The sequence below is a fragment of the Streptomyces sp. NPDC008139 genome, assembly GCF_042957025.1.
Lineage (GTDB): Bacteria > Actinomycetota > Actinomycetes > Streptomycetales > Streptomycetaceae > Actinacidiphila.
Map to the genome: position 1 here is coordinate 16856 of NZ_JBIBHM010000002.1, position 26445 is coordinate 43300.

The window sequence follows — 26445 nt, forward strand, 5'->3', positions numbered from 1 at the left end:
CTCCTCCCAGGGGCCGATCGCCGTACGGTTGGCGATGAGCGCCGCCGCGCCCGCGTTCTCCGCCGTCACGTACTGGCTGTTGGCGTGCGCCTTGAGGCTGATCGTGGTGCTCTGGCCCGGATTCCCCGTCCCGGAGAGGCGCCGCCCCACAGGAAGTTCAGCGTCGGGTCGACCCGCGAGAGGACCGGCGTGCGGCCCATCGACGTCCCGTTGTAGAACTGCCCGTGCAGGCCGTGGCCGCTGCCCGAAGAGGGCGTCAGATACGGGCTGTCGACGATCTCGCCGCTCGGGGAGGCGTATCCCTGGGGGTAGTTGACGCTCGCGCCGCTGCCTGCGCGGGTGACCAGCGCCGAGTACGGGGTCACGACCGAGGACGAGCCGACGTGCGTGCTGCCACCGCCCGCCGTCATGGCGTTGGGGCCCGCGTCGTCGCCGATCACGGCGATCTTCTTGTTCGCGGACCCCAGCGGCAGCGCGGCGGAGGCGTTCTTCAGCAGGACGCTGCCCTCCTCGGCGACCTGCCGGGCCGTCGTCCGGTGCGCGTCCGTGCTGACCGGCGTGGTGATGGTGCCGGTCTGCGTGGTGTCGAAGAGCCCGGAGGCGAACATCGCGGTGAGGATGCGGCGGACGTGCCCGTCGAGCGTGGCCTGCGAGACCCGGCCGGCCGCCACCGCGTCGGTGAGCGCCGTGCCGTAGAAGTCGCTGCCGTTCATCTCCATGTCCAGGCCGTTGTTGGCCGAGGCGACCGTGGAGTGGGTGTACGGCTCGGACCCCGTACGGCCCGGTCCCGGACATGCGGAAGGGCCGCCGCCCTGAACAGGGCGGCGGCCCCTCGCGCTCGGTGGTGCCCGTAGGCGCGCCTGTGGGGCGACGCGCCTACGGGGTCTCAGGCGCCATGACGACCTTCGTCATGGGGTTACGGGTACGACGTCACCGTGGACGGTACGGTCGAGGTGCCCGACGTGCCCGGCCCGGTGTTGTTGATGACGTGGGCGTATTGGCCCATGCCGCCGAGCGAGACGACCAACAGGTCGTGGAACTTCACGCCCGCCGTGGTCGGTGCCTCGAAGCCGTGGTCCTGGATGATCGACGGATCGGCCGTGTAGTTGCAGTAGCTGCCGAGACCCCAGCCCTCGTGGGTGGTGACGTTGTCGTCCACCTTGTAGGCCGCGAACCCGCGGATACTGCCGTTCTGGACCGCCGCCTGGTTCGGGGCGTCGTAGGCCTTCTCGTTCTGGAAGAAGATCGTCCTGCCGTTCTGACCGGACCACTCCACGTCGTACTTCTTGAAGTGCTCCACGAACAGGCCGGTCGCCAGCACGTTGTTGCCGTTGACCTTCAGACCGATGTCAGCCGGGTTGACGTTCCAGCCGGTCGGCGCGCTGCCGTGGTCGGCACGCCAGATCCAGGTGTGGTCGATGATGACGTCATTGCTGTTGATCTCGAACGCGGTCTGGGCCTGAGCGGCGCGCGCGCCGCCGACCCGGGCGAACACGTCCTGGATCGTGGTCGGGTTGGCCGAGTGGTTCGCGGACGAACCGGGCGCGCCGACCTGGAGGAGCTGCGGCGAGTTGCCCGCACCGGCGTCGATCAGGAAGCTCGCCAGCCGGACGCCGTCCACGTCGGCGACCTTCACCGCGTCCACGCCGTTGTCCGGGACGACCGTGGCGTAGCCGAGGCCGAGGACGACGGTGTTGGCGCGCGTGACGTTGATCGGCTGGTCCACGTGGTAGATGCCCGGAGTGAGCAGCAGGTTCAGCCCCTGTGCGAGCGCCGCGTTGATGGTCGCCGCGGAGTCGCCGGGGTGCGCCACGTAGAACTGCGTCAGCGGGATCGACGTACCCGGCGTGTTGGGCCAGGAGGTGCCGCTCGCGTTCTGCCGCAGGCTCGGCACGAACACCGAGTAGTTGTTGCCGTCCAGGTACATGTACGGCTTCTCACGCGACTCCGGCGTCGTGGCCAGCGTCGTGTAGACCGGGTTCGGGAAGCCCTGCGCCGGAGCGCCCTTCACACCCGAGAACACCATGTTCCACACGCCGTTGGTCCAGCCGCCGATGGAGCTGTCGCGGGTGTACCACTGCTGCTGCGAGTACGGGCCCACGGTGCCGTCGATCTTGCTGTCGGCGATGTAGCCGCCACTCGCCCAGCCGTAACCGGCCGGCGCCAGGTTCAGACCGCCCTGGACGTGGATCCGGCGGAACGGCGCGGCCTGCGCGACGGCCCAGCGGTCGTCGCCGCTGACCGGCTTGATGGCCAGGTTCTCCACCGAGCGCCAGAAGTTCTGCGTCGCGTTGCCGTTGAACCAGCCCGCGTCGACGGTGATGTCACCGTTGATCTGGACGTCGTCCGGGTTCTTGCCCAGGCCGGAGACCGAGGTGTAGAAGCCGACCTGGTCGTTGATGCCGTTGTACGTACCCGGCTTGAAGAAGACCTGGTAGCGGGCGTCACCGAACTGGTTGGACTCCTGCTGGGCGAAGATCTGGTCGAGCTGGCCCTGGAGGTTGGGCGTGGACGGGTCGAAGACCTTGACGTTGGGGCCGAGGTCGCCGCCGCCCTGGATCGGGCCGGTGCCGCCACCGCCGCTGCCCGCGGTGCCGAACACCTGGAACTCCCACAGGGAGTAGCCGTATCCGGTGGCGCGGACCGTGCCGTACACCCGGACGTAGCGCCCGGTGCCGGTCACGGTGAGCGTCTGGTTGCCGCCCGTGCCGGTGGTGGTGGAGTAGATGTCGGTCCAGTTCGTGCCGTCGGCCGAGGTCTGGATCTTGAAGGACTTGGCGTACGCCGCCTCCCAGTTGAGCGCGACCGAGCTGATGGTCGCGGTGGCGCCGAGGTCGACCTGGAGCCACTGCGGGTCGCTGGCCGCGCTGGACCAGCGGGTGCCGGCGTTGCCGTCGACGGCGGCCGAGGCGGGCGTGCCCGCGTTCTCGGTCGAGGACGCGGTGGCGGTCTTGCCCTGCGAGAGCAGCGTCCCGGCGGCCGGCGGGTTGCCCCCGCCGCCCGTGCTGCCGTAGACCTGGAACTCCCAGAGCGAGTAACCGTAACCGGTCGCGCGCGCCGTACCGTACATACGGACATAACGCCCGGAAGCGTTTACGGCGACTGTCTGGACACCGCCGGTCGCGGTGGTGGTGGAGTAGGCGTCGGTCCAGTTCGTGCCGTCGGCCGAGACCTGGATCTTGAACGCCTTGGCGTACGCCGCCTCCCAGTTGAGGGTGACGGAGCTGATGGTCGCGGTGGCGCCGAGGTCGACCTGGAGCCACTGCGGGTCGGAGGCGGCGCTGGACCAGCGGGTGCCGGTGTTGCCGTCGACCGCGGCCGAGGCGGGCGTGCCCGCGTTCTCGGTCGACGACGCTGTCGCGGTCTTGCCCTGGGAGAGCAGTGTGTCCGCCGCGCGGGCGGAGTGCGAGGGTACGAAGAGGAGCAACGAGGCGATCAGGGCCGTGATGATCGCCGCGGCGGTGTTACGCCGATTCGCCGGTGCTGATGGTCTCAGCGCCGTCGAGCCGGAGGGGGGAGCGAGCATGAGCAACTCTCCTGGTTCCACACGTGGGGGGGGCAGGGGTCGGTGATCGTCCGGCCGAACTGCGGTGGCCGGACGACAGGATGCTGCTGAAACGGTGAAGTCCGGTCGGGCGCCCACCTGTTGAGGTGAGAGCGCTCTCCCGGGTGCACACCGCGATGGTTCTCCCTGTGTTTCATCCATGTCAAGAGTTGTGCACAGAGTGCGTCCGCCCGAATGGGGAAGCTCCAGAAATTCGGGCAAAGCCGTCGTAGCTGGTGACACAAGTTGAACACACTGCGGTGACCAGCGGGTATGTCAGGACGTCTCCGCGCGGCAGGCCGCTTGACGCGCCGTCGCACCTCGCCCGCACCCCGGTCCGAGCCGGAAACGCTTCCGTCTACCTTCAGAGCATGAAGCCGCAGTGGACTGCGGTGGTATGTGCGGCGGATGGCGAAAAGGGCCGTTCCCGGCGCGCGCGAGGCGCAAACGGGAACGGCCCTGGGTCAGTGCGTCGGGTCAGACCGCGGTGGTCGACCGGCGACGGCCGCGGCGGGCGTAGTAGAGCGCCCCGCCGCCGACGAGCAGGACGCCCGCGGTGATGCCCAGCGGCAGGACCGGGGAGGTGCCGCCGGTCTCCGCGAGGGTCTGCGTGGAGGCGTCGTTGTGACCGCCGGACGAGCCGCCCGAGTGCGAACCGCCGTTGGAGCCGCCGGAGTTCGCGCCGCCCGAGTTCGCCCCGCCGGAGTTCGCGCCGCCCGAGTTCGCCCCGCCGGAGTTCGCGCCTCCCGAGGAGGAGCCGCCGGAGGTGCCGTGGCCGCCCCCGCCGTGGGTGTCGATGTCCTTGACCGACTTCACGGAGCCGTCGGCGTTCAGCAGCACCTGCTTGTTGTTCGGGTGCTTGAAGTCGAACGCGCCGGTCAGCGAGTTGGCGCGGCTGTCGAAGGACGCGTCACCGACCCGGCCGGTCTTCCAGTTGTCCTCGATGAACTTGGTGATCGACGCCTGCTCGGTGCGGGTGTGGTCGACCGAATTCACCTTGCTGTACGGGGAGATGACCAGCAGCGGCTGCCGGGTGCCGGGGCCGCAGCGGTCCGCGTAGCCACCGGCCGACGCGGGACCCGCCTGGCACGCCGGGCTGTCGACGGCCTTGCCGTTGGAGCCGACCGTGCTGTCCTTCGAGCCGTTCTGCGGCTTGGCGTACGCGTGGTCGTACCAGCCGTCGGAGTCGTCGTACGCGACGACGACCGCGGTGTCCTTCCAGGAGGACGACGCCTGGACCGCGTTGATCTCCTTGACGAGGAAGTTCTGCTCGTCGGTCGGGTCGGAGTAGGCGGCGTGGCCGTCCTGGTACTCGGCGGCCTTGAGGAAGCTGACGGCGGGCAGGCTGCCCGCCTTGAGCGCGGAGTCGAAGTCGGTCAGGTCGTAGTTGTGGTTCGCCTGGCCGTTGTGCCCGATCTCGGCGGTGTTCTTCGGCGCGAGGTGGTGCGGGTTCGACGTCGACGCGTAGTACTGGAACGGCGAGTGGTGCGGGCTGTAGTCGACCGAGGACGCGCCGGCGATGTTGGCATGCGTGGAGTTGGCGCAGCTCGCGTAGTCGCCGCTCTTGCCGTCCCACGCGGTGGAGGGACGGAAGCCGCCCTGGAACCAGCCCCAGGTGACCTTCTTGGCGTTCAGCAGGTCACCGACGTTCTTGCCGCGCATGACCGCCAGCGCGTTGGTGCCGGTGTGGCTGTTGTCCGAGCAGTCGTCGAACGCCGGGTCGGGGTCGTTGATGACCGTGCCGACGCCCTTGGCGTCGGGGGAGACCACCGTGTACGCGTCCGGCGTCGCCGTCTGCTTCGGGTGCTCGGTGCCCGAGGCCGGGTCGACCGAGACGACACCGTGCGTCTGACCGGAGATCAGGTTGAGTGCGCCCGGCGTGGACGGACCGTACGTGGAGCTGTACGAGTTGTCGCCCAGCGAGTAGTGCTGCGCGTAGTTCCACAGACCCGTGACGGTGTTGCCGTCGTAGTAGTCCATCACCAGACCGGGCTCGCCGAACAGGCCGCCAGAACACTTGCTGGTCTCGGTGTTCTGGACGTACGCGTCGGCCTTGCCGCCGTTGGCCGCGTACTGCTCGGCGCCGTAGTTGTGGTTCTGGTCGCAGGTCACGGCCTGGTCGGGGGAGAGCCGCTTGGGCGCGTACTGGTTCGGGTTGGTCTTGAGCAGACCGGCGTGCGCGAGGGTGTCGATGTTCTTCGGCGTGTTCCCGGCCGCCGTGAACGTCGTGCCGTCGGTGTTCGCAGCCGCCGGGTAGCTGCCGAAGTAGTGGTCGAAGGAGACGTTCTCCTGGAAGATCACCACCAGGTGCTTGATCGGCGTCTCGGTGCCGCCACCGCCGTTGTGCGACGGGGAGTCGGCCAGGGCCGGGGCCGCCGTCCCGCCCATCAGCACGAGCGCCGCAGCTCCGGCGAACGCCCCCCACCGGGCGGCCCGTACGCGCGGGCCCGCCCCTCTGCTCCTGCCAGAACCGCTTGTGGTGCTCATACTTTCTCAGCCTCCGCTAAGTGCCGCGTCGCGCGTGCCGCTGTCATTCGTGCACGGTGTCGAACGCGATCGTCATGGCGGTCCGCGACATGACAAAGGCACAGCGGTGGAGGCCGGGTGAACAGCGGGTCAGTAAAATCTTAGGAAGCCTTGACCCCACTTTTACACTCTGAGCTGCGGTTTCAGGCGAGCAGCCCGCTGCCGAGCCAGTCGGACCGGTCGCGCACCCCCGGCAGGACGAAGAAATAGCCGCCGCCGAACGGGGTGATGTAGTCCACCAGCGGCTCACCCGCGAGGCGCTTTTGCACCGTCGCGAACTGCCGCTCGATGTCCTGCTGATAACAGACGAAGATCAGCCCCATGTCGAGGTTGCCATTGCTGTCCATACCCCGGTCGTAGTTGTAACCACGGCGCAGAATACGGGAGTTGTCGGTGCGCGCGGTGCGCGGATTGGCGACCCGGATATGGCTGTCCAACGGGATCACATCACCGGTCGGATCCTGAGCGAATCGCGGTGTGTCGAATTCCCCGGTCCCGTCCAGCGGCGCGCCGGTGTCCCGGCTGCGGCCGAGCATCCGCTCCTGCTCGGTGATCGAGACCCGGTCCCAGAACTCCACCAGCATCCGGATCGTCCGCACCACCTGGTACGTGCCTCCGGTCGTCCAGGCGGGCTCGCCGCCGCCCGCGGCGCCCCGCACCCAGAGCAGCTCGTTCGCGGTGGCCGGATCGCTGATGTCCGGATTGGAGGTGCCGTCCTTGAAGCCCATGTGGTTGCGCGGTGTGCCGCTGGGCCGCGGCGGGCTGGTGAAACCGTCCAGCCGCCAGCGCACCTGCATCGCGCCGCGGGTGTGCCGGGCGATGTCGCGCAGCGCGTGCAGCGCCGTGTCCGGGTGCGGCGCGGAGAGCTGGAGGCTCAGGTCGCCGTGGCACCAGTCGGGTTGGAGGTCGTCGTCCTCGAACGCGGGCATCGTGCTCAGCCGCAGCGGCTTGCGGTCCTTGAGTCCGAACCGCTCGTCGAAGAGCGACGCGCCCACCCCGACGGTGACGGTCAGACCGTCGCCCGGCACCTTCGGGCCCAGCGTGCCGCTGTCCGACGGCGAGTCCGTGATGCCGAGCGCCGCGGGCGTGCCGCCGCCGGTCAGGAACCGCGCCCGGTCGGTGACGGTGTGCAGCAGCTCGGTCAGTCCACGCCGGTCGGCGGCGGTGACGTCGAAGGACAGGAAGAGCGAGGACTGCTGCACCGGCTGCGTGACGCCCGCCTGGTGCGGGCCGTGGAAGTCGGCCTTCGCGCGTGCCGCCGAGGCCGAGGCCGGGCTGGCGGCGGAAGCGGTCGCGCCCGTGAGCGCGACGGCGCCACCGGCCACCGCGCCGACGGCGCCCACACCGAGCGCCGCGCCGCGCAGAAAGCCGCGCCGCCGCAGGTCGCCCGCGCCCGCCAAGGGCTCGTGCGTGTCCGTCATGCCGTCCTCCGTACATCGAAGATCGTCGCCACCGGGGCGAGTTGTTCGAGCAGATCGCCGAAGTCGGCGTTGATCCGCTGGCGCTGATCGTGTGTCAGCTTGCCGAGCGGCGTCCACGTCTCACCGTGGTGCGCGGCGTCCAGGTCGCGCTCCGCGCGCTTCAGTGACGCGTCGAGCTCGGCGGTCCGCGGGTCGCGCGGGGCGAGCAGGGCGTGCAGCCGGTCGAGCAGTTCCTTCGTGCCGTCGAGATTCGCGCGGGCCGTGGCCAGATTCGTACCGCTGCCGTAGTCCGTACGACCGGTCAGCTCGAACTGCTCGGCGTTCTCCACGATCTCGTGCGCGCGCAGTCCCAGGTCGGCCGGGTCCATCCGCTCCTGCGACCACCCGTCGCGCAGCGTCGCCACATCCTTGACCAGCGCGGCGGCCGGGCCGCGCAGCGAGTCGGCGGAGGCGCCGTGCCACAGCCCGTACTCGATCCGGTGGAAGCCGGTGAAGTCCGCGGAGGCGACCGAGCCAGGCGTGAGCGAGGCCGTGCCGTTGATCGCGCCGTCCGCGTCGCCGAAGGTGCCGTACGCGGCGCCCATCCGCTCGTAGACCACGTGTGCGCTCAGCCAGTCGCGGCGGGCCGCTGCCAGATCGCCGCCGTCGATGTCCGACGTGAGGGCGCCGACGCCGCGGGCGAGGTCGTCGATCCGGTCGCCGACCCACTGCTGATACGCCAGCGTCGGCGGGATCAGATCGTGCTGGGTGACCGGCACCGCGGCCGGACCCTGCGGGGCCGCGCCCGGTACGACGACGGTCGGCCCGGTGACCGCGTCGGTGTCCTCCTGGAGGCACTTGAACGCGTACGAGCCGCTGCCCAGGTCCACGATCATCGGCCGGGTGATGCCCGGCGCCAGGCCCTCCACCTCGCCGTAGACCTTCCCGCTGCGCGGGTCGGTCAGATAGACCTCGGTGGCGCTCGCCCCGGTGTTGCGCAGGTCGAAGACCTGCGTGCCCGGCTTCGGCGTGGTCCAGCCCCGGCCGCAGCCGCCCGTGGACGCGTCCACCGCCGTGTGCCGCAGACCGTCCGACGCGGTGGCGGGAGCGGCGTGCTTGTCGGTGTGACCGCCACCGCCGCCGACGGTCAGCACCGCCGCGGTGATCGCTCCCGCGACGGCGAGCCCGGCCGCGGCCACCTGCCACATCGGCACGCGGCGGAGTCGGTTCGGTGGCGGCGGAGCTATGCCGTCTGGTTCGGCGGACACACCGGACCTCCAGATGTCGGTGCAGTGGAACGGGGCGCCGTTCATGCTAAGCACCTCACGACCGCGCACCCACCTGCGCCAAGGTCAGGAATCCACAATTCCCCGGCAGTTCACCCTTGAGTCACATAAGGGTGCCCCTACCGGGGTTTTCGGCCGGGTCCCGGCCGGGGAAGTGCCGTATCGCGCCCGCAGCACCGTCACCCGTCAGCAGCACCGTCACGCCTAGTGCCGTAAGCGCCTTAGCAGCTCAGCAGGCCCGCGTTGACCTTGGCGGTCAGGATGCGGTGCAGGCTGTCGTCGACCGCGGCGCGCAGCGTCGCGTCCTTCGGGAGCCGGTCGATGACGGCGGCGGTCATCGGCGCGATGTCGCTCGGCCGGACCGTCAGCAGCATGTTGCCGCCCGCGGCGAAGAAGTCCAGCGCGCGCTGGGCGGGGGTGCGGTCGCTGACGGCGACGGCCGCGCCGATGTCGTCGGAGATGACCGCGCCCTTGAAGCCGAGCTGGGTGCGCAGCAGGTCGTGCAGGACGATCCGCGAGAAGACCGCCTGGTTGTTGGCGTCGATCTTCGTGTAGGTCGCCGACGAGACCATGATGAACGGCGTGCCCGCCTGGATGGCGCTGCGGAACGGCTGGAGGTAGGAGTCGTTACGGGTGGTCACCGTGTCCGTGACGCCCGCCGTCAGGTCCGTGTTGCCGCGGACCCGGCCGAGGCCGGGAAAGTGCTTGGCCGTGGGAACGACCCCGGACTGCCGCATACCGAGCAGAAACGCGTCGCTGTGCGTGGCGACCGTCGCAGGATCGTTTCCGTACTCCCGGTGCAGCTCGCCGATCGGCGCGTTGACGCCCACCAGATCCGCCGGGACCGTGTCCGCGACCGGGGCCAGGTTCATGTTCACCCCGGCCGCCTTGAGCTGGCCCGCCCACGTCGCCGCCTCCTGCCGGAGCCGCGACGCGGACCACTGACCCTGCGTGACCGCGTTCGGCATGCTGGAGAAGCCGGGGCCGTTGAGCACCTGGACCTCGCCGCCCTCCTGGTCGGTGGAGACCAGCAGCCGCAGATTCGAGCCCTTGACGGAGGTGGCGAGCGTCCGCACCCGGTCGGTGACCCCCTTGACCGCCTGCGTGCCCGCCGAGGTGTGGCCCATCAGGATGACCCCGCCCACCTTGCCCTGCGTGATCGCCGACGCCTCGGAGCCGGTCATCCCGGTGGACGTCACGGCGGACATGAAGAGCTGCCCGACGCGCTGGGCGGTCGACATCGCGCCCGCCGTCCGGTCCACGCAACTCGCCTGCGCCTTGGTCGTGCTCGCCGCGGGCGGCGGCACGGGAGTGGCGTGCGTCGTGCTGGGCGTCGGTGACGCCGACGGGCGGGCCGAGGTGGCCGTGGTCGTCGGGGCCGCGCTGGGCGACGCCGACGTCGTACCGGGCGCCACGGACGTGGCCGACGTGTCACCGCTCCCGCCCCCGTTGGAACAGGCCGCGACAGTGACCATCAGCCCTACCGCGAGCCCCACCCCACGCCGTCGCGAGCGGGACGTTCGGCTGGCGGCACCAGGAGCAGTCGGCAGACGCACGGGAAGACCTCACACCTTTTCGATCACACGGAAACGGAACGTATGCACTCATCCCCTTCCCCCTGAGGCGCCAGTTGTCTCATGTGACGTGGAGAAACCCCCGCGATGGGTGTGGCGCGACCTGCAAGGTCCTTACAAGGGGGAGGCGTCGGAGCGGCCGTCAGCCGTCGGCCGGGTCCGGGGCGGTGGGAGGCGTCGTGCCGGACGTTCCGGTGCCGGATTCGACCTCGGCCAGGCGGCGGCGGAGGAAACGGCGTTCCGGCGGAGTGGGGGAGAGGGCGATGGCCTCGCGGTAGGCGTCGGCGGCGGCGGGGAAGCGGCCGAGGCGGCGCAGCAGGTCGGCGCGGGTGGCGGGGAGCAGGCGGTAGTCGGCGAGTCGGCCGCTCGCGGTGAGGGCGTCGACCAGCGCGAGGCCCGCGGCGGGCCCGCGGGCCATGGCGACGGCGACCGCGCGGTTGAGCTCGACCACGGGGCTCGGCGTCATGCGCGCCAGTTCGCCGTAAAGGAGCGCGATCTGCGGCCAGTCGGTGGCGGCGGCCTCGGCGGCGCTCGCGTGACAGGCGGCGATGGCCGCCTGGACCTGGTACGGCCCCGGGCGGCGGGCGAGCAGGGCGTCCTCCACGACGGCGAGCCCCTCGGCGATCTCGTCCCGGTCCCAGGCCGTACGGTCCTGCTCGTCGAGCGGCACCAGGTCACCGGCCGCGTCGGTACGGGCGGCGGCGCGCGCGTCGTGCAGCAGCATCAGCGCGAGCAGGCCGCGCGCCTCCGGCTCGTACGGCAGCAGCGCGGCCAGCAGCCGGGCCAGCCGGATCGCCTCGGCCGTGACGCGCCGCTGGTCGGCGCTGTCCGCCGTGTCGGCGCCGGGCGCGTAACCGGCGTTGAACAGCAGGTACAGCACGGCGAGTACGGCGGAGGTCCGCTCCGGGAGCAGGTCGCGCGGCGGCACCCGGAAGGGGATGCCCGCGTGCCGGATCTTGCTCTTGGCGCGGGTGAGCCGCTGCCCCATCGTGCCCTCGGGCACCAGGAAGGCCCGCGCGATCTCCGCCGTGCTCAGCCCGGTCAGGGTGCGCAGGGTCAGCGCGACGCGGGACGGCAGCGGCAGCGCGGGGTGGCAGCAGGTGAAGATCAGCCGCAGCCGGTCGTCCGGTACGGGATCGTCGTCGTTCCCGGGCGGCGGGAGGGCGTCGTCCATCGGGGTCAGCACGGCCGCCTCCCGCAGCTTGCGTTTCTCGTTCGCCGCCCTGCGCAGCCGGTCCAGGGCGCGGTTGCGGGCGGTGGTGGTCAGCCAGGCGCCGGGCCTGCGCGGCACACCGTCGACCGGCCAGCGCTCCAGTGCCCGCGCGAAGGCGTCCTGCGCGCACTCCTCCGCGAGGTCCCAGTCGCCGGTCATGCCGATCACCGCCGCCACGACCCGGCCCCACTCCTCGGACCAGGCCGCGGCGACGGCGTCCTTGACCGGGTCGGGGCGGCGCGGCCCCGACGGGGGACGCGCCTGTCCGCGGCCGGACTCCCCGTGCGGCCCGGTCACCGCCCCGGACTCCGCGTCCCGACCCGTCATCGCCTCACTCCGCCCCGCCACCTCGTCAGCCCGCGGTTCGCGTCACTCCGTCCAGAACGGCCGCACCTCGACCATCCCGTACCGCGCCACCGGATGCTTCGCGGCGATCGCGATCGCCTCGTCCAGATCGGCGCAGTCGATGATGTCGAAGCCGCAGATCTGCTCCTTCGTCTCGGCGAAGGGCCCGTCCGTGATCAACGGCGCGCCGTCCTTGAACCGTACGGTGGTCGCGTCCTGCGCCGGACGGATGCGGCTGCCCAGCAGCCGGGTGCCGTTGCGGGTCGTCTCCGCGACCCACGGCATCGCGTCCATCTCCTCCTCGGGCGCGTCGGCCAGCGATCCGTCGTCGCAGATGAGCAGCAGATACTTCATGGTCCTTCTCCTTCTCCGGTCACTCCGGAGGTTGCGATGCCTCCGGCGGCCACGGGCCTCTTCCTCCCGTGCGTCCACCCCTACGACGATCGGGATCCGCCGGAAACTACACCGGCCGGAAAGAACTTCGGCACGAGCCGCGTCCGCGTCCGCGTCACGCCGCCGCCGTCCAGCCGAGCGTCGAGCGCCGGTGCGGGAAGAGCGCCACCGCCACCGCGACCAGCGCCGCACCGGCGATGAGCAGCGGCAGCGCCCGGTGCCCGTGCCCGATCAGCGCGGCACCGGCCAGGGCCCCGAGGAACATCGCCGCCGCCGAGAGCAGCCTGCGCCCCGCCTTGCTCGTCGCGCCGCCTGCCAGGCGGCTGTCCGAGGCCACGCCGGTGATGGTCAGGGTCAGCACCGTGGTCGTCAGGTCCGGCACGGCCAGCCGCCGTACCACCGCGTTCTGCCCGCCCATCGCGAAGCCGAGGAGCACGACCAGGCACCAGCGGCTCCACCCGGCGGCCGGCAGGTCGACCAGCTCGCCGACCGCGTAACAGGCCAGGACGAGCAGCGCCTGTCCGGCCGTCACCGTGAGCAGCAGCCGCGCCCGGTGCCGCACGACGCGGTTGGCCAGCCGCCCCGCGGCCAGCGCGCCCAGGGCGAAGGAGAGCAGCGACAGGACGGAGGCGGTCAGTGAGAAGCCGCTGGAACCGGCGAGCGAGAAGGCCATGAAGACGACGTTGCCCGTCATGTTCGCGACGAAGACCCGGCCCAGCGCCAGATAGCTGAAGGCGTCGACCAGCCCGGTCACGACGGTGAGCCCGAGCAGCAGCGGCGGCAGCGGCCCGTGCCGCCCGCCGAAGTCGGGTACGAGCGTGTCGCGGGCCTCGCGGAGCGTGGAGTTCACGGCGGCCGTCCTCCGATCATGCGTTCCCTGGGCGACTCATGGTCCCGCCCCGGCGCCCGTCAGACCCCCCGCCGCGCGGGCTCTTCCGCCGTAAGCGAGCCGTTGCCCGTACGAATGCCGTGCCGCCCCGGTACGAAGATCGGGCCGCGCGCGGACGAATGCCGTGCCGCGCCCGTAGGAAAGTCGGTCCGCGCCGGTCCGAAAGTCAGGCCGCGCCGGTACGAAGATCGGGCCGCGCCCGGACCGAAAAACGGACCGCCGACAGACGTACCGGCACCCGCTCCCGCGCCCGAACGGGCACGTCAGCCGTGCCGCGCGTGGCATACGGGGGACACGCGGGCTGTCGGCGCCGTACGGGCCCGCGCCGGTGTGAGACTGGCCCGCGACGTGCCGATCCTGGAGCGCGCGAGCAGCGGCGGGGCATGACGGCACGTCAAGGGGGCAGCCGCGCAAGGGTCGGGCCGTCGGCCCGGCTCGGACCGGGCTGTCGGACCGGCTCACGTCGAGCCGTCGGTACGGCTCATGAAGGAGGGACCCATGGCGTCAGCGCCGGAAGCCGCGTCCGGCGGCACGATCACCACCGACGTCCCCGCGCGCCTCGACCGGCTGCCGTGGTCGCGCTGGCACTGGATGATCGTGATCGGCCTGGGCACCGTGTGGATCCTCGATGGCCTCGAGGTGACCACTGTCGGCAACATCGCCGGGCGGATCTCCGAACAGGGCAGCGGGCTGTCGATCACATCCGCCCAGATCACGGGCATCGCCGCCGCGCTCTACGTGGCGGGCTCCTGCGCGGGCGCCCTCTTCTTCGGCTGGCTGACCGACCGCTTCGGCCGCAAGAAGCTCTTCATGGTCACGCTCGCGGTCTACCTCACCGCGACCGCGATGACCGCGCTATCCTTCCAGCCCTGGTGGTTCTTCACCTTCCGCTTCCTGACCGGCTTCGGCATCGGCGGCGAGTACGCGGCGATCAACTCGGCCATCGACGAACTGATCCCGTCCCGATTCCGCGGCCGGGTCGACCTGATCATCAACGGCAGTTACTGGCTCGGCGCCATCGGCGGCTCGCTGCTGTCGATCGTCGCGCTGAACACCGACATCTTCCCCAAGAACGTCGGCTGGCGGCTCACCTTCGCCCTCGGCGTCGTCCTCGGTCTGGTGATCCTGGTGGTACGGCGGCACGTGCCGGAGAGCCCGCGCTGGCAGTTCATCCACGGCTACGGCGACGAGGCGGACCAACTGGTCGGCACGGTCGAGCGGGAGATCGAGGAGGAGAAGGGCGAACGGCTGCCGCGCGCCAAGAACTCGATCACCATCCACCAGCGCAAGAGCATCGGGTTCGGGCTGATCGCCAAGACCGTGTTCCACAAGTACCCCAAGCGCGCGGTGCTCGGCCTGTCGCTCTTCATCGGCCAGGCGTTCCTCTACAACGCCATCACCTTCGGGTTCGGCTCCATCCTCACCACCTTCTTCGGCGTCTCGACCGGCAAGACCGGCTACTACTTCGCGGTCATCGCGGCGGGCAACTTCCTCGGCCCGCTGCTGCTCGGCAAGCTCTTCGACACCGTCGGCCGCCGGATCATGATCTCCTCGACGTATCTGCTCTCCGGCATCCTGCTGTTCGGCACGGCGTGGCTCTTCCACCGCGGCTCGCTGGACGCCACAACGATGACCGCGTGCTGGTGCGTCGTGCTGTTCTTCGCCTCCGCCGGTGCCAGCAGCGCGTATCTGACCGTCTCGGAGGTCTTCCCGATGGAGACCCGCGCGATGGCCATCGCCTTCTTCTACGCGATCGGTACGGCCGCCGGCGGCATCAGCGGACCGCTGGTCTTCGCCGACCTCACCAAGTCCGGTGTCGTGGACGACACCGTGCTGGCCTTCGTGATCGGCGCGTCCCTGATGTGCGCGGCGGGCCTGGTCGCGGCGGTGCTCGCGGTCAAGGCCGAGGGCCGCTCGCTCGAGGACATCGCCACCCCGCTGTCGTCCGCCGAACCGGCGTCCGCCTCCGCGTAACGGCGGGCTCCGCGGGGCCTGGCCCTCGCTCTGGACGGCACCGCCACCAACCCCGGTGACGCCAACTACTCCCAGTACGGCGCCAACTGGGGCGTCGTCAACGGCATCACCGACGTGTACCAGCAGACCGCCAACTGGACGTTCACCGCGGGCGCCTCGGCGACCTTCCGCTTCCACGGGAGCACCGTCGCCCTGCACGCCGTCCGCGACACCGACCAGGGCATCATGTCGCTCTCGGTCGACGGCGGTTCACCCGTCACCGTCGACAACTACGCGGCCGCCCGCAACGCCTCGGGCACCGTATGGACCAGCCCCGCCCTCCCGTCCGGCAGCCACACCCTGATGACCATCACCAACACCGGCGGGCGCAACGCGCACAGCACCGGGAACAACATCGCCGTCGACCGCGCGGACGTCTCGTGGTCCCGAAACGCCTTCGCGACGCACACCGGCCCGTCCGCGACCCCCGGCCTTCTGGCCACGGGGCCGCGGACGGGCACCGGTCACACGGCCTCGCCGCCCACCGGCTGCCGAAGGACCAGCCGCAACGCGTAAGCGGGCTCCGCCTCCTGGCGTGCCCAGCCGACCGAGGCGACCGTATAGGCGGGCCCCTCGCGCAGCCAGTCCGTGGCGGCCTGGAAGAGCTCCGCGGCGTCGCCACCGGCGAGGATCAGCACCCCGTCGTCCTCCACCGTCACCCACATGTCGACATGGCTGTTCACGAACGCGCCCGCCCGGTCGCGCAGTTCGTCCGACACCGACTGGCTGTCACTGGCAATGGTCATGGACCGCACCCCTTCGTCATCCGTCATCCGGATCCCTCATCCACAATCGTCAACTACCCCTCGCATTCCCCGTTCACTGTCCGTCACGCACTTCACGTGTCGCGCAAACGACGGGGGAGCGGTACGGGCAGGCGCGAACGGCTGAGGGGCCTCCCGGTCCGGGAGGCCCCTCAGCCGTTCGTCGTGCTCGCTGCCTACTTCTGCGTCATCAGGCCCGCGCGCAGGCCGGCGATGGTGCGGCTCAGCAGCCGCGACACGTGCATCTGCGAGTAGCCCAGCTCCTCGCCGATCTGCGCCTGCGTCATCTCCTCGCCGAAGCGCATCTGGAGGATCTGCCGGTCGCGCTCGGGGAGCTTGGCGATCAGCGGGGCCAGGCTCTGGAAGTTCTCGATGAGGTCCATCGCGTAGTCGCACTCGCCGAAGGTGTCGGCCAGCGTGCGGCCCTCGCCGTCACCGCCGCTCTCACCGTCGTTGTACGGCGTGTCCAGCGAGCCCGCGGTGTAGCCGTTGGCGGCGACCAGGCCCTCGATGACCTCTTCCTCGGTCAGGTCGAGGTGCGCGGCCAGCTCGGCCACCGTCGGGTCGCGGTCCAGCACCAGCGCGAGCGCTTCCTTGGACTTGCTCAGCTCGACGCGCAGCTCCTGGAGGCGGCGCGGCACGTGCACGGCCCAGGAGGTGTCGCGGAAGAACCGCTTCATCTCGCCCACGATGTACGGGATGGCGAAGGTGGTGAACTCGTTCTCCCGCGACAGGTCGAAGCGGTCGATGGCCTTGATCAGGCCGATCGTGCCGACCTGGACGATCTCCTCCATGTCGGTGGCCGGCCGGTTGCGGTAGCGCCCGGCGGCGAAGTGCACCAACGAGAGGTTCATCTCGATCAGCGTGTTGCGGGCGTACTGGTATTCACGGGTGCCCTCCTCGACGGCCTGGAGCCGGTCGAAGAAGAGCTTCGACAGCGCCCGCGCGTCCTTGGGGGCTACCGCCGTGGCGTCGTCGATCCACGGAAGTTCACCAATCAAGCCGCCCTCGGATCGCGGTGATGCCTCAAGCGTCGCCGTTTCGTACGCGCTGTCCGACTGCTGAACCTGTGTGGTCACGTCATCGCCTCGCCTCGGTAAGACTGTCCACAAGCCGCTTGCCCGCTGTCGAACGTCCTATGCCAACTTTTTTTCGAGCAGTTTTTCCGGGCCCCGAACGGGTCCGAGCGGCGGCCTGTTTCGCGTCCATGTCCGTGTCCTGCCGGGTCCCGTCGCGCGTCCCGTCTCCGGCCGCGCGCCGCGACTACTGCCCCGCACGGTAGCGCAATCCGTCCATGAGCAGGTCCAGCAGACGTCCCGCCTGCGCCCTGCGCTCCGGACCTGCCGCCGACAGCGCCACCCCGCAGAGCCCGACGAGTACGTCGTCGCGGTCGGCGTCCGTGCGCAGCGTCCCGGCCTCCGCGCCCGCCCGCAGCAGGGTGCCGACCGCGCCGAGCAGCGCCTCACGGCTGTGCGCGAAGGGGTCGCCGCCGGACGCGATCACGGCGCGCAGCGCGTCGGCCATGCCGCGCTTGGTCGTCATGTAGTCGATGAAGTGGTCCATCCAGGCGCGCGCCGCCACGTCGGGGGGAGAGGCGGTGAGCAGCCGGGGCGCGGCGTCGCACAGCCGGTTCAGCTCATTGCGGTACGCGGCCTCGACCAGCGCCTCGCGGGTCGGGAAGTTCCGGTAGAGCGTGCCGATGCCGACCCCCGCGTCCTTGGCGATGGCCTCGAGCGTCACCTCGGGCCCGTCGTGGGCGAACGCGCGCACGGCGGCGGCCAGCAGCCGGTCGCGATTGCGCTGCGCGTCGGCGCGCAGGGGGCGGGGTGAGGTGCCCGGCACGATGTCTCTCCTCGGTGGGACGCGGATCGTCGGGGCACGGCGGCCCGGCGAACATGCAAGCGGAGGTTCCTCCACTTACGGTGGATCTGAGCGGAGGTTCCTCCGGTTTTTATCGTACCGGCAGTGCCATGCCCTCCGCGCTACCGAGGAGACGCACGGATCATGACGTCAAACCCCCTCATCGCCACCCCCTTCACCAGGGAGTCCACCGCCGCCGACGTGCTGGCGGGCATCGATCTGACCGGCCGTCGCGCCGTCGTGACCGGTGGTGCGTCCGGCATCGGCGTCGAGACCGCCCGCGCCCTGGCCGCCGCCGGGCCGAGGTGACGCTGGCCGTACGGGAGGCGGAGGCATCACCGTCAACGCGCTGATGCCGGGCGGGATCAGGACCAAGCTCCAGCGCCATGTGTCCGACGAGGAGCTAACCGGCTGCGCGCCGAGCGCGGCCCCGACCTCCCGGTCGAAGACCCCGGAGCAGGGCACGGCGACCTCGGTGCTGGTCGCGGCCTCTCCGCTGCTCGACGTCGTCGGCGGCCGGTACTTCGAGGACTGCGACGAGGCGGCGGAGAACCGGCCCGGTGCCCCCGACGGCGTCGCGGCCCACGCCCTCGACCGGGAGGCGGCGCGGCGGCTGTGGGAGGTGTCCGTGGCGACCCTGACTGCCGGACAGCGCGGCAGTGACATGGGCGGTGGCGGTGACATGGGCGGGGACATCTACGGTGGCATCGGCGGGGACATCTCCGGCAACGCACGGAGACCTCCGTATATAAGTACGGTGGCGCCGCGGTACGTCCGTACCGCGGCGCCCGGCCGATGGCCGCTCACCCGCGCTTCTGACCGCCTTCGCGGCCGGTGCGGTCGGGGTCGGTGGTGCACCCGCCTTTACGGCAGTTCACGTCGGAGCATGACATCGTGGATCACCTCCTCTCGTCCGGCTCGGTCCCCGGCAGGTCGCCGGGGACGCAGTCCAGCAGGAGTTTGTCGACGCGCCTGCCCTGCCACAGCGCGGCGCTGCGCAGCCGCCCGGCGTCACGGAAACCGGCCTTGAGGTAGGCGTGCACCGCGGCGGTGTGCGGAGCGAGTACCTCCAGCCACACCGCGCTCAGCGACGCGATGGTGAAAGCCCAGTCGAGGGTGAGTGCGGTGGCCTCGGCGGCGTAGCCCAGGCCGCGGTGCTCCGGGGCGATGACAAGGGTGTACTCGGCGCTGTTGGCCGACTGGTCGACGCTCAGCGCGGTGGTCCCGACCGGAATGCCACTGTCCGTGGTGATCACTTCGAAGAGTTGGTAGTGGGTGGAGGTGTGGCCACTGTGGAAACGAGCCTGGAAGACTTCCCAGGACACCGGCCAGCGGGCCCCGAATCCGACGACGGTCGCCGGATCGGTCTCCCACCGGTGGTAGTCCTGCATCATCTCTTCCCTCGCCAGTGCCAGCGCCAACCGTGCCCCGCTGCGCAGCGGAACGGGTGCGGCGGAGCGGCTGTTGGTCATCACGCGCGGTCTCTCCTCCGTGTGCCCTGTCCGGCTCCGGACAGCCGTCCGTAAAGCGTCATTCCACTTTCCGCGTCACCTGGGCAGATCCGCCGTATTGGCCATCGCCCGGTGGGCCGTGTGCTTGCGCCCCCGGCGCGCGGGCGGTCCGGCCGGCCCCGGCGGACGTCGGGCGGGCGACTCGCCGGATCTGGCGGGAAAACGATGCACCTGTTCCGCGCACGCCCGCCCGCGCGTGCCCCTGCGTCGCACGCGGTGCGGGTGACCGGTGTGACGTGTGGTTCAGTGCGATCCGGACGATTTCCCGCAGAACGGCCGCACCGCCGTGCGAGGCCCGCGCAACGCACGCCCGTTCGGGGGAATGCCGGGCCAGGGGCTCGCGTTCGCGGATACGGAGAACGGGCCGGCCGCTTGGCTAAGGTGACCGGTGGGACCCGTATTGACCACATCTGTCAGGAGCGGTGAATGAGCGACGGCGACGACTTCAATGCCCGGATCACGGCCGAGTTCCGGGCCAACCACGGGAAGGTCGGCGGCCCCTTCGAGGGCGCGCCGATGGTGCTGCTGCACACCCGCGGCGCCCGTACCGGCATCGAGCGCGTCAACCCGCTGATGTACATGGCCGACGGGGACCGCTATCTGGTGTTCGCCTCGAAGGGCGGCGCCGACACCCACCCCGCCTGGTACCTCAACCTCCTCGCGCACCCCGACATCGACATCGAGATCGGCGACGAGACCATCCCCGTGCACGCCGAGGAGCTCAAGGGCGCCGAGCGCGACGAGAAGTACGCCGAGCAGGCGTCCCGCTTCCCCGGCTTCGCCGACTACCAGAAGAAGACCAGCCGGGTCATCCCGGTGATGGCGCTCAGCCGCCGCTAGGGCCTGTCCGGCGGATCATGGGCGGTCCAGGCGGCGCCTGGCGCGTGCGAGCGCAAGGCGCCGGGATGGCCTCATAGCGGAGCTATTCGGGTATTCCGGCAACGCGGCGGGCGTGCGTGCCAGGGGTCGAAGGGGCCGTTCGTGATCCGCCGGACAGACCCTAGGACCGCGCGGCGGGTGCGACCTGCCGTCGGACCGCGCGGGCTGCGGAATTACGTCACGCTCCCGCGCGGTAGGCCGCGTCCAACTGGGGAAGGCAACAGGGGCACACGGTTGTCGACGGCAGGAGGTCTCGGTGAAGGTGGGTCTGTTGACCCGGGAATATCCGCCGGATGTATACGGCGGAGCCGGGGTCCACGTGGAGTTCCTGGCCCGTGAACTGCGCTCGTTGGTGGATGTCGCCGTGCACTGCTGGGGCGACGGGGCGGACAGCCCCGACACGGGGGTGACCCGGCACCACGCCCCGGCCACGCTCGACGGCGCCAACGACGCGCTGCGCACCTTCTCCGTCGACCTGGCCATGGCCGCCGGTCTTCAGGGCCGCGACCTCGTCCACTCGCACACCTGGTACGCCAACCTCGCGGGCCATCTGAGCAAGCTGCTCTACGGCATACCGCACGTGCTCACCGCCCACTCGCTGGAGCCGCTGCGGCCCTGGAAGGCGGAGCAACTCGGCGGCGGCTACGCCCTGTCGAGCTGGGCCGAGCGCACGGCGATGGAGTCGGCCGACGCGGTGGTCGCGGTCTCCGACGGCATGCGCGGCGACATCCTGGGCTGCTATCCGGCGCTCGACCCCGACCGGGTGCACGTCATCCGCAACGGGATCGACACCGCCACCTACCGCCCCGACCCGCGCACCGACGTGCTGAGCCGGATCGGCATCGATCCGCAGCGCCCCTACGTGCTCTTCGTCGGCCGGATCACCCGGCAGAAGGGCGTGCCCCACCTTCTGCGGGCCGCCCGCGAACTCGACCCGTCCGCGCAGCTCGTGCTGTGCGCGGGAGCGCCCGACACCCCCGCGCTCGACCGCGAATTCCGCGCGCTCTTCGACGAGCTGAACGCGGTACGCGACGGCGTGCACTGGATCCCGGCGATGCTGCCACGCCCCGCCGTGGTCCAACTCCTCACCCACGCGGCGGTGTTCGCGTGTCCTTCGGTGTACGAGCCGCTGGGCATCGTGAATCTGGAAGCGATGGGCTGCGGCACACCCGTGGTCGCCTCCGCGGTCGGCGGCATCCCCGAGGTCGTCGAGGACGGCGTCACCGGGCTGCTCGTGCCCTACCGCGAGGAGGAACCCGCCGCGTTCGAGGCGGGACTCGCGCAGGCGCTCAACCGGGTGATCGGCGACCGCGCCGAGGCGGAGCGGATGGGGGCGGCGGGCCGGGACCGCGCGGTGCGCGAATTCGGCTGGGACACCGTGGCACGGCGTACGGCGGAGCTGTACGCGTCGGTGCTGGCGCAGGGCCGGTAGGCGGAGTGAGCCGGTGAACGCCGGAACACGGGACCGGGATCAGGCACGAGAACGGCACGAGGAGCAGATATGAGCGGCAGAGACGACAAGGGGGGGTCTCGATGCGTGGAGGACCTTCGGTACTGGGCATAGTGCTGGCCGGTGGCGCGGGAAAGCGGCTGATGCCGCTGACCGCCGACCGGGCCAAACCAGCGGTGACCTTCGGCGGCACGTACCGCCTGGTCGATTTCGTCCTGTCGAACCTGGTGAACGCGGACATCCTGCGGATCTGCGTGCTGACGCAGTACAAGTCCCACTCGCTCGACCGCCATGTGACCACCACCTGGCGGATGTCCAGCCTGCTGGGCAACTACGTGACGCCGGTACCGGCACAGCAGCGGCTCGGCCCGCGCTGGTACCTCGGCAGCGCGGACGCGATCCTTCAGTCCCTCAATCTCGTGCACGACGAACAGCCGGACTACATCGCGGTGTTCGGCGCCGACCACGTGTACCGGATGGACCCCCGGCAGATGCTGGCGCAGCACATCGAGCACGGCGCGGGCGTCACCGTCGCGGGAATCAAGGTGCCCAGAGCCGACGCGGCGGGCTTTGGCGTGATCTCGCCCGCCGCCGACGGCATACAAGTGGAACGCTTCCTGGAGAAACCCCTCGACCCGCCGGGGCTGCCCGGCGACCCCCAGCATGTCTTCGCCTCGATGGGCAACTACCTGTTCAGCACGAAGACCCTGATCGACGCCCTGCACGAGGACGCGGAGGACCCGCAGTCCGTGCACGACATGGGCGGCAGCATCCTGCCCCGGCTCACCGACCAGGGCGTCGCCCAGGTCTACGACTTCGACGACAACCACGTGCCGGGCGAGACCGCCCGCGACCACGGTTACTGGCGCGACGTCGGCACGCTGGACGCGTACTACGACGCGCACATGGACCTCATCTCCGACCAGCCCGCCTTCAGCCTGCACAACCGGCGCTGGCCCATCTACACCCACTCCGGGCAGCTCCCGCCCGCCAAGATCGCCGCGGGCGGCATCGTGGGCGAGTCGGTGGTGAGCCCCGGCTGTGAGATCCGCGGGCAGGTCACCCGCTCGGTGCTGTCGCCCGGTGTGGTCGTCGACACCGGCGCCGTCGTCCAGGGCTCGGTGCTGCACGACAACGTACGGGTCGGGCGCGGCGCCATCGTCAGGGGCGCGGTGCTCGACAAGAACGTCGACGTGCCGCCGGGCGCCACCATCGGGGTCAACCCGGACCGCGACCGCGAGTTGTACACGGTCTCTGCGGCGGGGGTGATCGCGCTGGGCAAGGCCCAGTTGGTGCTCTGACACGCACCGCCCGTACGCGGAACGGCGGCCACCCCTCGGTGTGAGGGGTGGCCGCCGTTCCGCGTGCGGCCGGGGAGCGCCGCGCTAGCTGCCGTACACCTCCAACTCGTAGATCCGCGCCGCCGGATCGGTGTTCTGGGTCGGCGTGATCACGCTGAGCCGCACATAACGGGCTGTGGCGCTCACCGCGTTGGTCGTGGAGTCCGCGGTGTTGCCGCGGACCTGGGCGACGGTGGTCCAGGTGCTGCCGTCGGCAGAGACGGCGAGGTCGAAGTCCTTGGTGTTCCAGCTCGGGTCCTCACCGCCCGCCCCTGCGTGCCGGACGGTCAGCGAGGACAGCGCGTGCGAGGCGCCGAGGTCGACCTGGAGGGTCTTGGTGCCCGATACCTTTGAGCACCACTTGTCGCTGTTGCCGCCCGTGTAACTGCCGTTGACCGCCTTGTCGGGCGTCTCGGTGGTGCCGCACGCGTCGGAGCCGGTCGCGGTGCGGCCGAGCGCGAGATCGGCCTGGCCGCCGCCGTACACCTCCAGTTCGTAGAGCCTGGCCGCCACGGTCGAGCCGCCCGCGTCGTTGACCGGCGAGGAGATGGCGACCTTCACATAGCGGGCCTGGCGCGCCGAGACCGGGTGGTAGGTACGGCTGGAGCGCGAGCCCGTGACGGTGGCGGCGGTGGTCCAGTTGGCGCCGTCGGTACTGGTCTGGATGGTGAACGCGGCCGTGTTCCAGCCGGTGTTCTCCCCGCCGAGACCGGCGTGCTTGAGCACGAACGACGAAACGGTCTGCACCGAGCCGAGGTCCACCTGGATCGACGGATTGGCCACCGTGGAGCACCACTTGCTGTTGTCCTTCAGCGTGCCGTCCACAGCCTTGTCGCCGGACTCCGCGGTCGCGCACGGCGCCGAGGCCGTCACCGGCTTGCCCTTGGCCAGGTCCGTGCCCAGCTCGGGCGCGGCCGGCACCGGGGTCGCTCCGTCGGTGAAGGACGGCGGGACGTCACCCGCGCCGGTTCCCCAACTCGCGCTCGGCGTACCGCCCATGGTGAAGTTCAGCGTCCCGCCGCCCGCCACGTCGGGGTAGCGCAGGTAATTGTGGCTGGTGGCCGTCCCGTTGACGCTGACGCCCTGCACATAGCCGCCGATGCCCGAGGAGTTGATGGTGATGTTGCCGCCGGGCCGCTGGAGCAGCACGGACGGGAACTGCGGGCCGTGGATCGCCAGCGTGTCCGCGCCGGGCGTCGCCGGATACACCCCGAGCGCGGCCCACACGTACCAGGCCGAGGTCGCGCCCAGGTCGTCGTTGCCCGGCAGGCCGCCGGGGCCCGTGGTGTACGACTCGGTCATCACCTTGCGCACCGCGTCCGAGGCGCCCGCGGGGTCACGCGCGTAGTTGTACGCCCACGGCACACCGTGCTCCGGCTCGTTGCCGATGTAGTAGTACGGCAGGCTCTGGCCCGCGTTGACCTGTGTGAAGTGGTGGTCGAGGCGCTGCACCGCGGTCTGCCGGCCGCCCATGTCGTTGATCAGGTCGGAGAAGTCGTACGGCACCATCCAGGTGTACTGCGACGCGTTGCCCTCGGTGAAGTTGTTCTGGCTCGCCGGATTCAGCGGCCACGCCCAGGTCCCGTCGGAGTTGCGCGGCTGCGTGTAGCCGGACTCGGTGCTGTACGTGTTGCGCCACCACTGCGCGCGCGTCATGTGCGTGGAGTAACTGGACGTGTTCCCCAGCGCCTTGGCGAACTGCGCGACCGCGAAGTCCGACGCGGAGTATTCGAGGGAGTCCGAGGGCGCGCCGGGCAGATAGTGCAGATTGGTGTACGTGCCCTGGTTGCCGCGGATCGGCGAGCCCTGCATCGTGCCGCCGTTGGACGCCTTCTCCATCAGCGACAGCGCGCTCGCGGTGTCGAAGTCCCTGGCCCCGAAGGCGTAGAGACTGCTGACGATGATCGGACCCGGATCGCCCGTCATCACGAAGTCCTCGTTGGTCTGCTGCGACCACTTCGGCAGCAGACCGCCCTGCTGCCCGTCCAGGACCATCGACTTGGCGATGTCGCTCGCCTCGGTCGGCGCGATCAGCGCGACCAGCGCCGCCCAGGACCGGTAGATGTCCCAGCCCGAGTAGTTCTGGTAGACCGGCCGGGTCGAATTGTGCACCGCGCCGTCGAAGCCCCGGTAGTCGCCGTTGACGTCACTGGAGACGTTGGGGCTCTGGAAGACGTGGTAGAGCGAGGTGTAGAACTTCTTCAGGTCGGCGGTCGCGCCGCCGGTGACCTGGGCCCGGTTGAGGATCTGGTTCCACGAGGTGTCGGCGGCCGTGCGCACCGCGCCGAAGTCCCAGCCGTTGTTCTCCGCCACCACGTTGGCCTGCGCGTTCGCCACGCTCACGTAGCTCAGCCCGACCTTGAACTGCACGGCCGCGTTGCCGGTCGTGTCGAAGGTGACGTACGCGCCGGTGTTGGTGCCGCTCGCGCTGGACGAGCCGTCGGTGACCGTGCCGCCCGACCACGTGCCGTGCCCGGTCGGGGCGCGGTCGAAGCGGATGTCGAAGTAGATCTGGAACGTCTTCGTGGAGCCGCAGAAGCCGCCCGCGGTGACGCTGCCGGTGACTTCGGAGCCGTTGACGTTCACCGTGCCGCTGCGGTTGCCCGTCGCGCTGCGGCTGGTGTTGATCAGCAGCCGGGACGACGTGGACGAGGGGTAGGTCAGCTTGCCCATGCCGGTACGGGTGGTGGCCGTCAGCTCGACATCGGTCGCGTACTTGTCCAGCCGGTTCTTGTAGTAGCCGGGAGCAGCCGACTCGTTCGCCTTGGTGTAACCGGACGCGTAACTCGTCCAGTTGGTGCCCGGTGAGGTGCTGACCGCGCCGGTGACCGGCATCAGTGGCAGGTCCTCGTTGTTCGGGCAGCCCGCGCCGTCGAAGTGCGTGAGGCTGAAGTCCTCGATCGAGGTGTCGGAGTAGCGGTAGCCGGAGGGCGAGGCCGTCGGGGTGTCGGGGCTGAACTGCACACCGCCGAAGGGCACCACCGCGCCCGGATACGTACTGCCGCCCGCGCCGCCCGGCACGGGGTTGGGGGCCGAGCTGTCGTCGGTGCCGACGAACGGGTCGGCGTACTGCGTCAGCGGCAGCGTCGCGGCGTGCGCGGGGGCCGCGGCCAGGCCGCCGATGCCGAAGGCGGCCAGTAACAGGGCGCTCGCGGCGCCGACGGTTCTGATGCGGAACGGAGTGGGGGGCACGGAGGAGACCACCTTCTCGCGGAGGCGGCGCGCCGTCGTCCTTGCGGGCCGCCTCGGGGCACGGGGGGCTGCGCGAAGTGCATGTGAACGTTACCAAGCAGAACCGAATTGTTGAGGTGTACCTGACTGGATGTCAAGGGTGCGGACCAGGCCGGGACATCGGGTGTTTCCGGCCGTACGAGGCCCGTGCGGACCCGCTGACGAGGGCCGCACCGACGTGGCATGACGGTGCGTCAGATCGGACGCGCGAGGGTCTGACATTTTGC

Annotated in this window: 20 protein-coding genes; 6 read left to right on the forward strand and 14 right to left on the reverse strand. The window is 70.6% G+C overall.

Going from position 1 to position 26445, the window contains the following annotated elements; genetic code table 11:
- Window positions 1–65: 65 nt before the first annotated feature.
- From ACFZBB_RS03990 to ACFZBB_RS04030, 9 genes are all read right to left on the reverse strand, one after another.
- Entirely contained in the window at window positions 66–713 is a 648-nt protein-coding gene (locus ACFZBB_RS03990; RefSeq protein WP_391117577.1) for a glycoside hydrolase family 3 C-terminal domain-containing protein, read from the reverse strand.
- 203 nt (window positions 714–916) lie between these two features.
- Window positions 917–3526 carry a discoidin domain-containing protein gene (locus ACFZBB_RS03995; protein WP_391117579.1) on the reverse strand — a complete coding sequence of 870 codons (2610 nt, stop codon included), beginning with the start codon at window positions 3524–3526 and terminating at the stop codon, window positions 917–919.
- A gap of 495 nt (window positions 3527–4021) precedes the next feature.
- Window positions 4022–6031, reverse strand: coding sequence for an alkaline phosphatase family protein (locus ACFZBB_RS04000; RefSeq protein WP_391117581.1), 2010 nt, complete (start codon window positions 6029–6031; stop codon window positions 4022–4024).
- A 182-nt stretch (window positions 6032–6213) separates the two neighbouring features.
- Window positions 6214–7491, reverse strand: coding sequence for an iron uptake transporter deferrochelatase/peroxidase subunit (efeB, locus tag ACFZBB_RS04005; RefSeq protein WP_391117583.1), 1278 nt, complete (start codon window positions 7489–7491; stop codon window positions 6214–6216).
- On the reverse strand, window positions 7488–8783 hold the full coding sequence (locus ACFZBB_RS04010) for an imelysin family protein (RefSeq protein WP_391117585.1): 1296 nt from the start codon (window positions 8781–8783) through the stop codon (window positions 7488–7490). Before ACFZBB_RS04010 ends, efeB begins: the two co-directional genes overlap by 4 nt.
- 194 nt (window positions 8784–8977) lie before the next feature.
- Complete coding sequence (locus tag ACFZBB_RS04015; RefSeq protein WP_391117587.1) at window positions 8978–10231, reverse strand: glycoside hydrolase family 3 N-terminal domain-containing protein; 1254 nt, start codon at window positions 10229–10231, stop codon at window positions 8978–8980.
- A gap of 241 nt (window positions 10232–10472) precedes the next feature.
- Window positions 10473–11870: a sigma-70 family RNA polymerase sigma factor gene (locus ACFZBB_RS04020; RefSeq protein WP_391117589.1), complete on the reverse strand. Its 1398-nt coding sequence runs from the start codon at window positions 11868–11870 to the stop codon at window positions 10473–10475.
- Between the two features lie 42 nt (window positions 11871–11912).
- Complete coding sequence (locus ACFZBB_RS04025; protein ID WP_391117591.1) at window positions 11913–12242, reverse strand: YciI family protein; 330 nt, start codon at window positions 12240–12242, stop codon at window positions 11913–11915.
- A gap of 154 nt (window positions 12243–12396) precedes the next feature.
- The gene (locus ACFZBB_RS04030; protein ID WP_391117593.1) at window positions 12397–13131 is read right to left on the reverse strand and encodes a DUF1275 family protein; all 735 of its coding nucleotides are present in this window, start codon (window positions 13129–13131) and stop codon (window positions 12397–12399) included.
- A 537-nt stretch (window positions 13132–13668) separates the two neighbouring features.
- On the opposite strand from ACFZBB_RS04030, the gene ACFZBB_RS04035 reads away from it, so the two are divergent.
- Entirely contained in the window at window positions 13669–15144 is a 1476-nt protein-coding gene (locus ACFZBB_RS04035) for an MFS transporter (RefSeq protein WP_391117595.1), read from the forward strand.
- A 114-nt stretch (window positions 15145–15258) separates the two neighbouring features.
- Window positions 15259–15699 carry a hypothetical protein gene (locus ACFZBB_RS04040; protein ID WP_391117598.1) on the forward strand — a complete coding sequence of 147 codons (441 nt, stop codon included), beginning with the start codon at window positions 15259–15261 and terminating at the stop codon, window positions 15697–15699.
- On the opposite strand, the gene ACFZBB_RS04045 is transcribed toward ACFZBB_RS04040, so the two are convergent.
- From ACFZBB_RS04045 to ACFZBB_RS04055, 3 genes are all read right to left on the reverse strand, one after another.
- Window positions 15648–15929 carry a hypothetical protein gene (locus ACFZBB_RS04045; RefSeq protein WP_391117600.1) on the reverse strand — a complete coding sequence of 94 codons (282 nt, stop codon included), beginning with the start codon at window positions 15927–15929 and terminating at the stop codon, window positions 15648–15650. The two genes, ACFZBB_RS04040 and ACFZBB_RS04045, sit on opposite strands and share 52 nt — an antisense overlap.
- Window positions 15930–16123: 194 nt before the next feature.
- The gene (locus ACFZBB_RS04050; protein ID WP_391117602.1) at window positions 16124–17026 is read right to left on the reverse strand and encodes a SigB/SigF/SigG family RNA polymerase sigma factor; all 903 of its coding nucleotides are present in this window, start codon (window positions 17024–17026) and stop codon (window positions 16124–16126) included.
- A gap of 184 nt (window positions 17027–17210) precedes the next feature.
- A complete protein-coding gene (locus ACFZBB_RS04055) occupies window positions 17211–17789 on the reverse strand; it encodes a TetR family transcriptional regulator (protein ID WP_391117604.1) in 579 nt (192 codons plus the stop codon).
- Window positions 17790–17951: 162 nt separating this feature from the next.
- Between ACFZBB_RS04055 and ACFZBB_RS04060 the strand changes: the two genes are divergently transcribed.
- Window positions 17952–18116: a hypothetical protein gene (locus ACFZBB_RS04060; RefSeq protein ID WP_391117606.1), complete on the forward strand. Its 165-nt coding sequence runs from the start codon at window positions 17952–17954 to the stop codon at window positions 18114–18116.
- 590 nt (window positions 18117–18706) lie between these two features.
- On the opposite strand, the gene ACFZBB_RS04065 is transcribed toward ACFZBB_RS04060, so the two are convergent.
- The gene (locus ACFZBB_RS04065) at window positions 18707–19279 is read right to left on the reverse strand and encodes a GNAT family N-acetyltransferase (RefSeq protein WP_391052393.1); all 573 of its coding nucleotides are present in this window, start codon (window positions 19277–19279) and stop codon (window positions 18707–18709) included.
- A gap of 465 nt (window positions 19280–19744) precedes the next feature.
- Between ACFZBB_RS04065 and ACFZBB_RS04070 the strand changes: the two genes are divergently transcribed.
- From ACFZBB_RS04070 to glgC, 3 genes are all read left to right on the forward strand, one after another.
- Window positions 19745–20158, forward strand: a complete 414-nt coding sequence (locus ACFZBB_RS04070) for a nitroreductase/quinone reductase family protein (RefSeq protein WP_391117608.1) — start codon at window positions 19745–19747, stop codon at window positions 20156–20158.
- 295 nt (window positions 20159–20453) lie between these two features.
- Window positions 20454–21629 carry a glycogen synthase gene (gene glgA / locus ACFZBB_RS04075; protein ID WP_391117610.1) on the forward strand — a complete coding sequence of 392 codons (1176 nt, stop codon included), beginning with the start codon at window positions 20454–20456 and terminating at the stop codon, window positions 21627–21629.
- A 101-nt stretch (window positions 21630–21730) separates the two neighbouring features.
- Window positions 21731–22948: a glucose-1-phosphate adenylyltransferase gene (glgC, locus tag ACFZBB_RS04080; RefSeq protein WP_391117612.1), complete on the forward strand. Its 1218-nt coding sequence runs from the start codon at window positions 21731–21733 to the stop codon at window positions 22946–22948.
- Window positions 22949–23032: 84 nt separating this feature from the next.
- On the opposite strand, the gene ACFZBB_RS04085 is transcribed toward glgC, so the two are convergent.
- Window positions 23033–26179 (reverse strand): GH92 family glycosyl hydrolase, encoded by a 3147-nt coding sequence (locus ACFZBB_RS04085; protein WP_391117614.1) that lies wholly within the window; start codon window positions 26177–26179, stop codon window positions 23033–23035.
- Window positions 26180–26445: the final 266 nt, after the last annotated feature.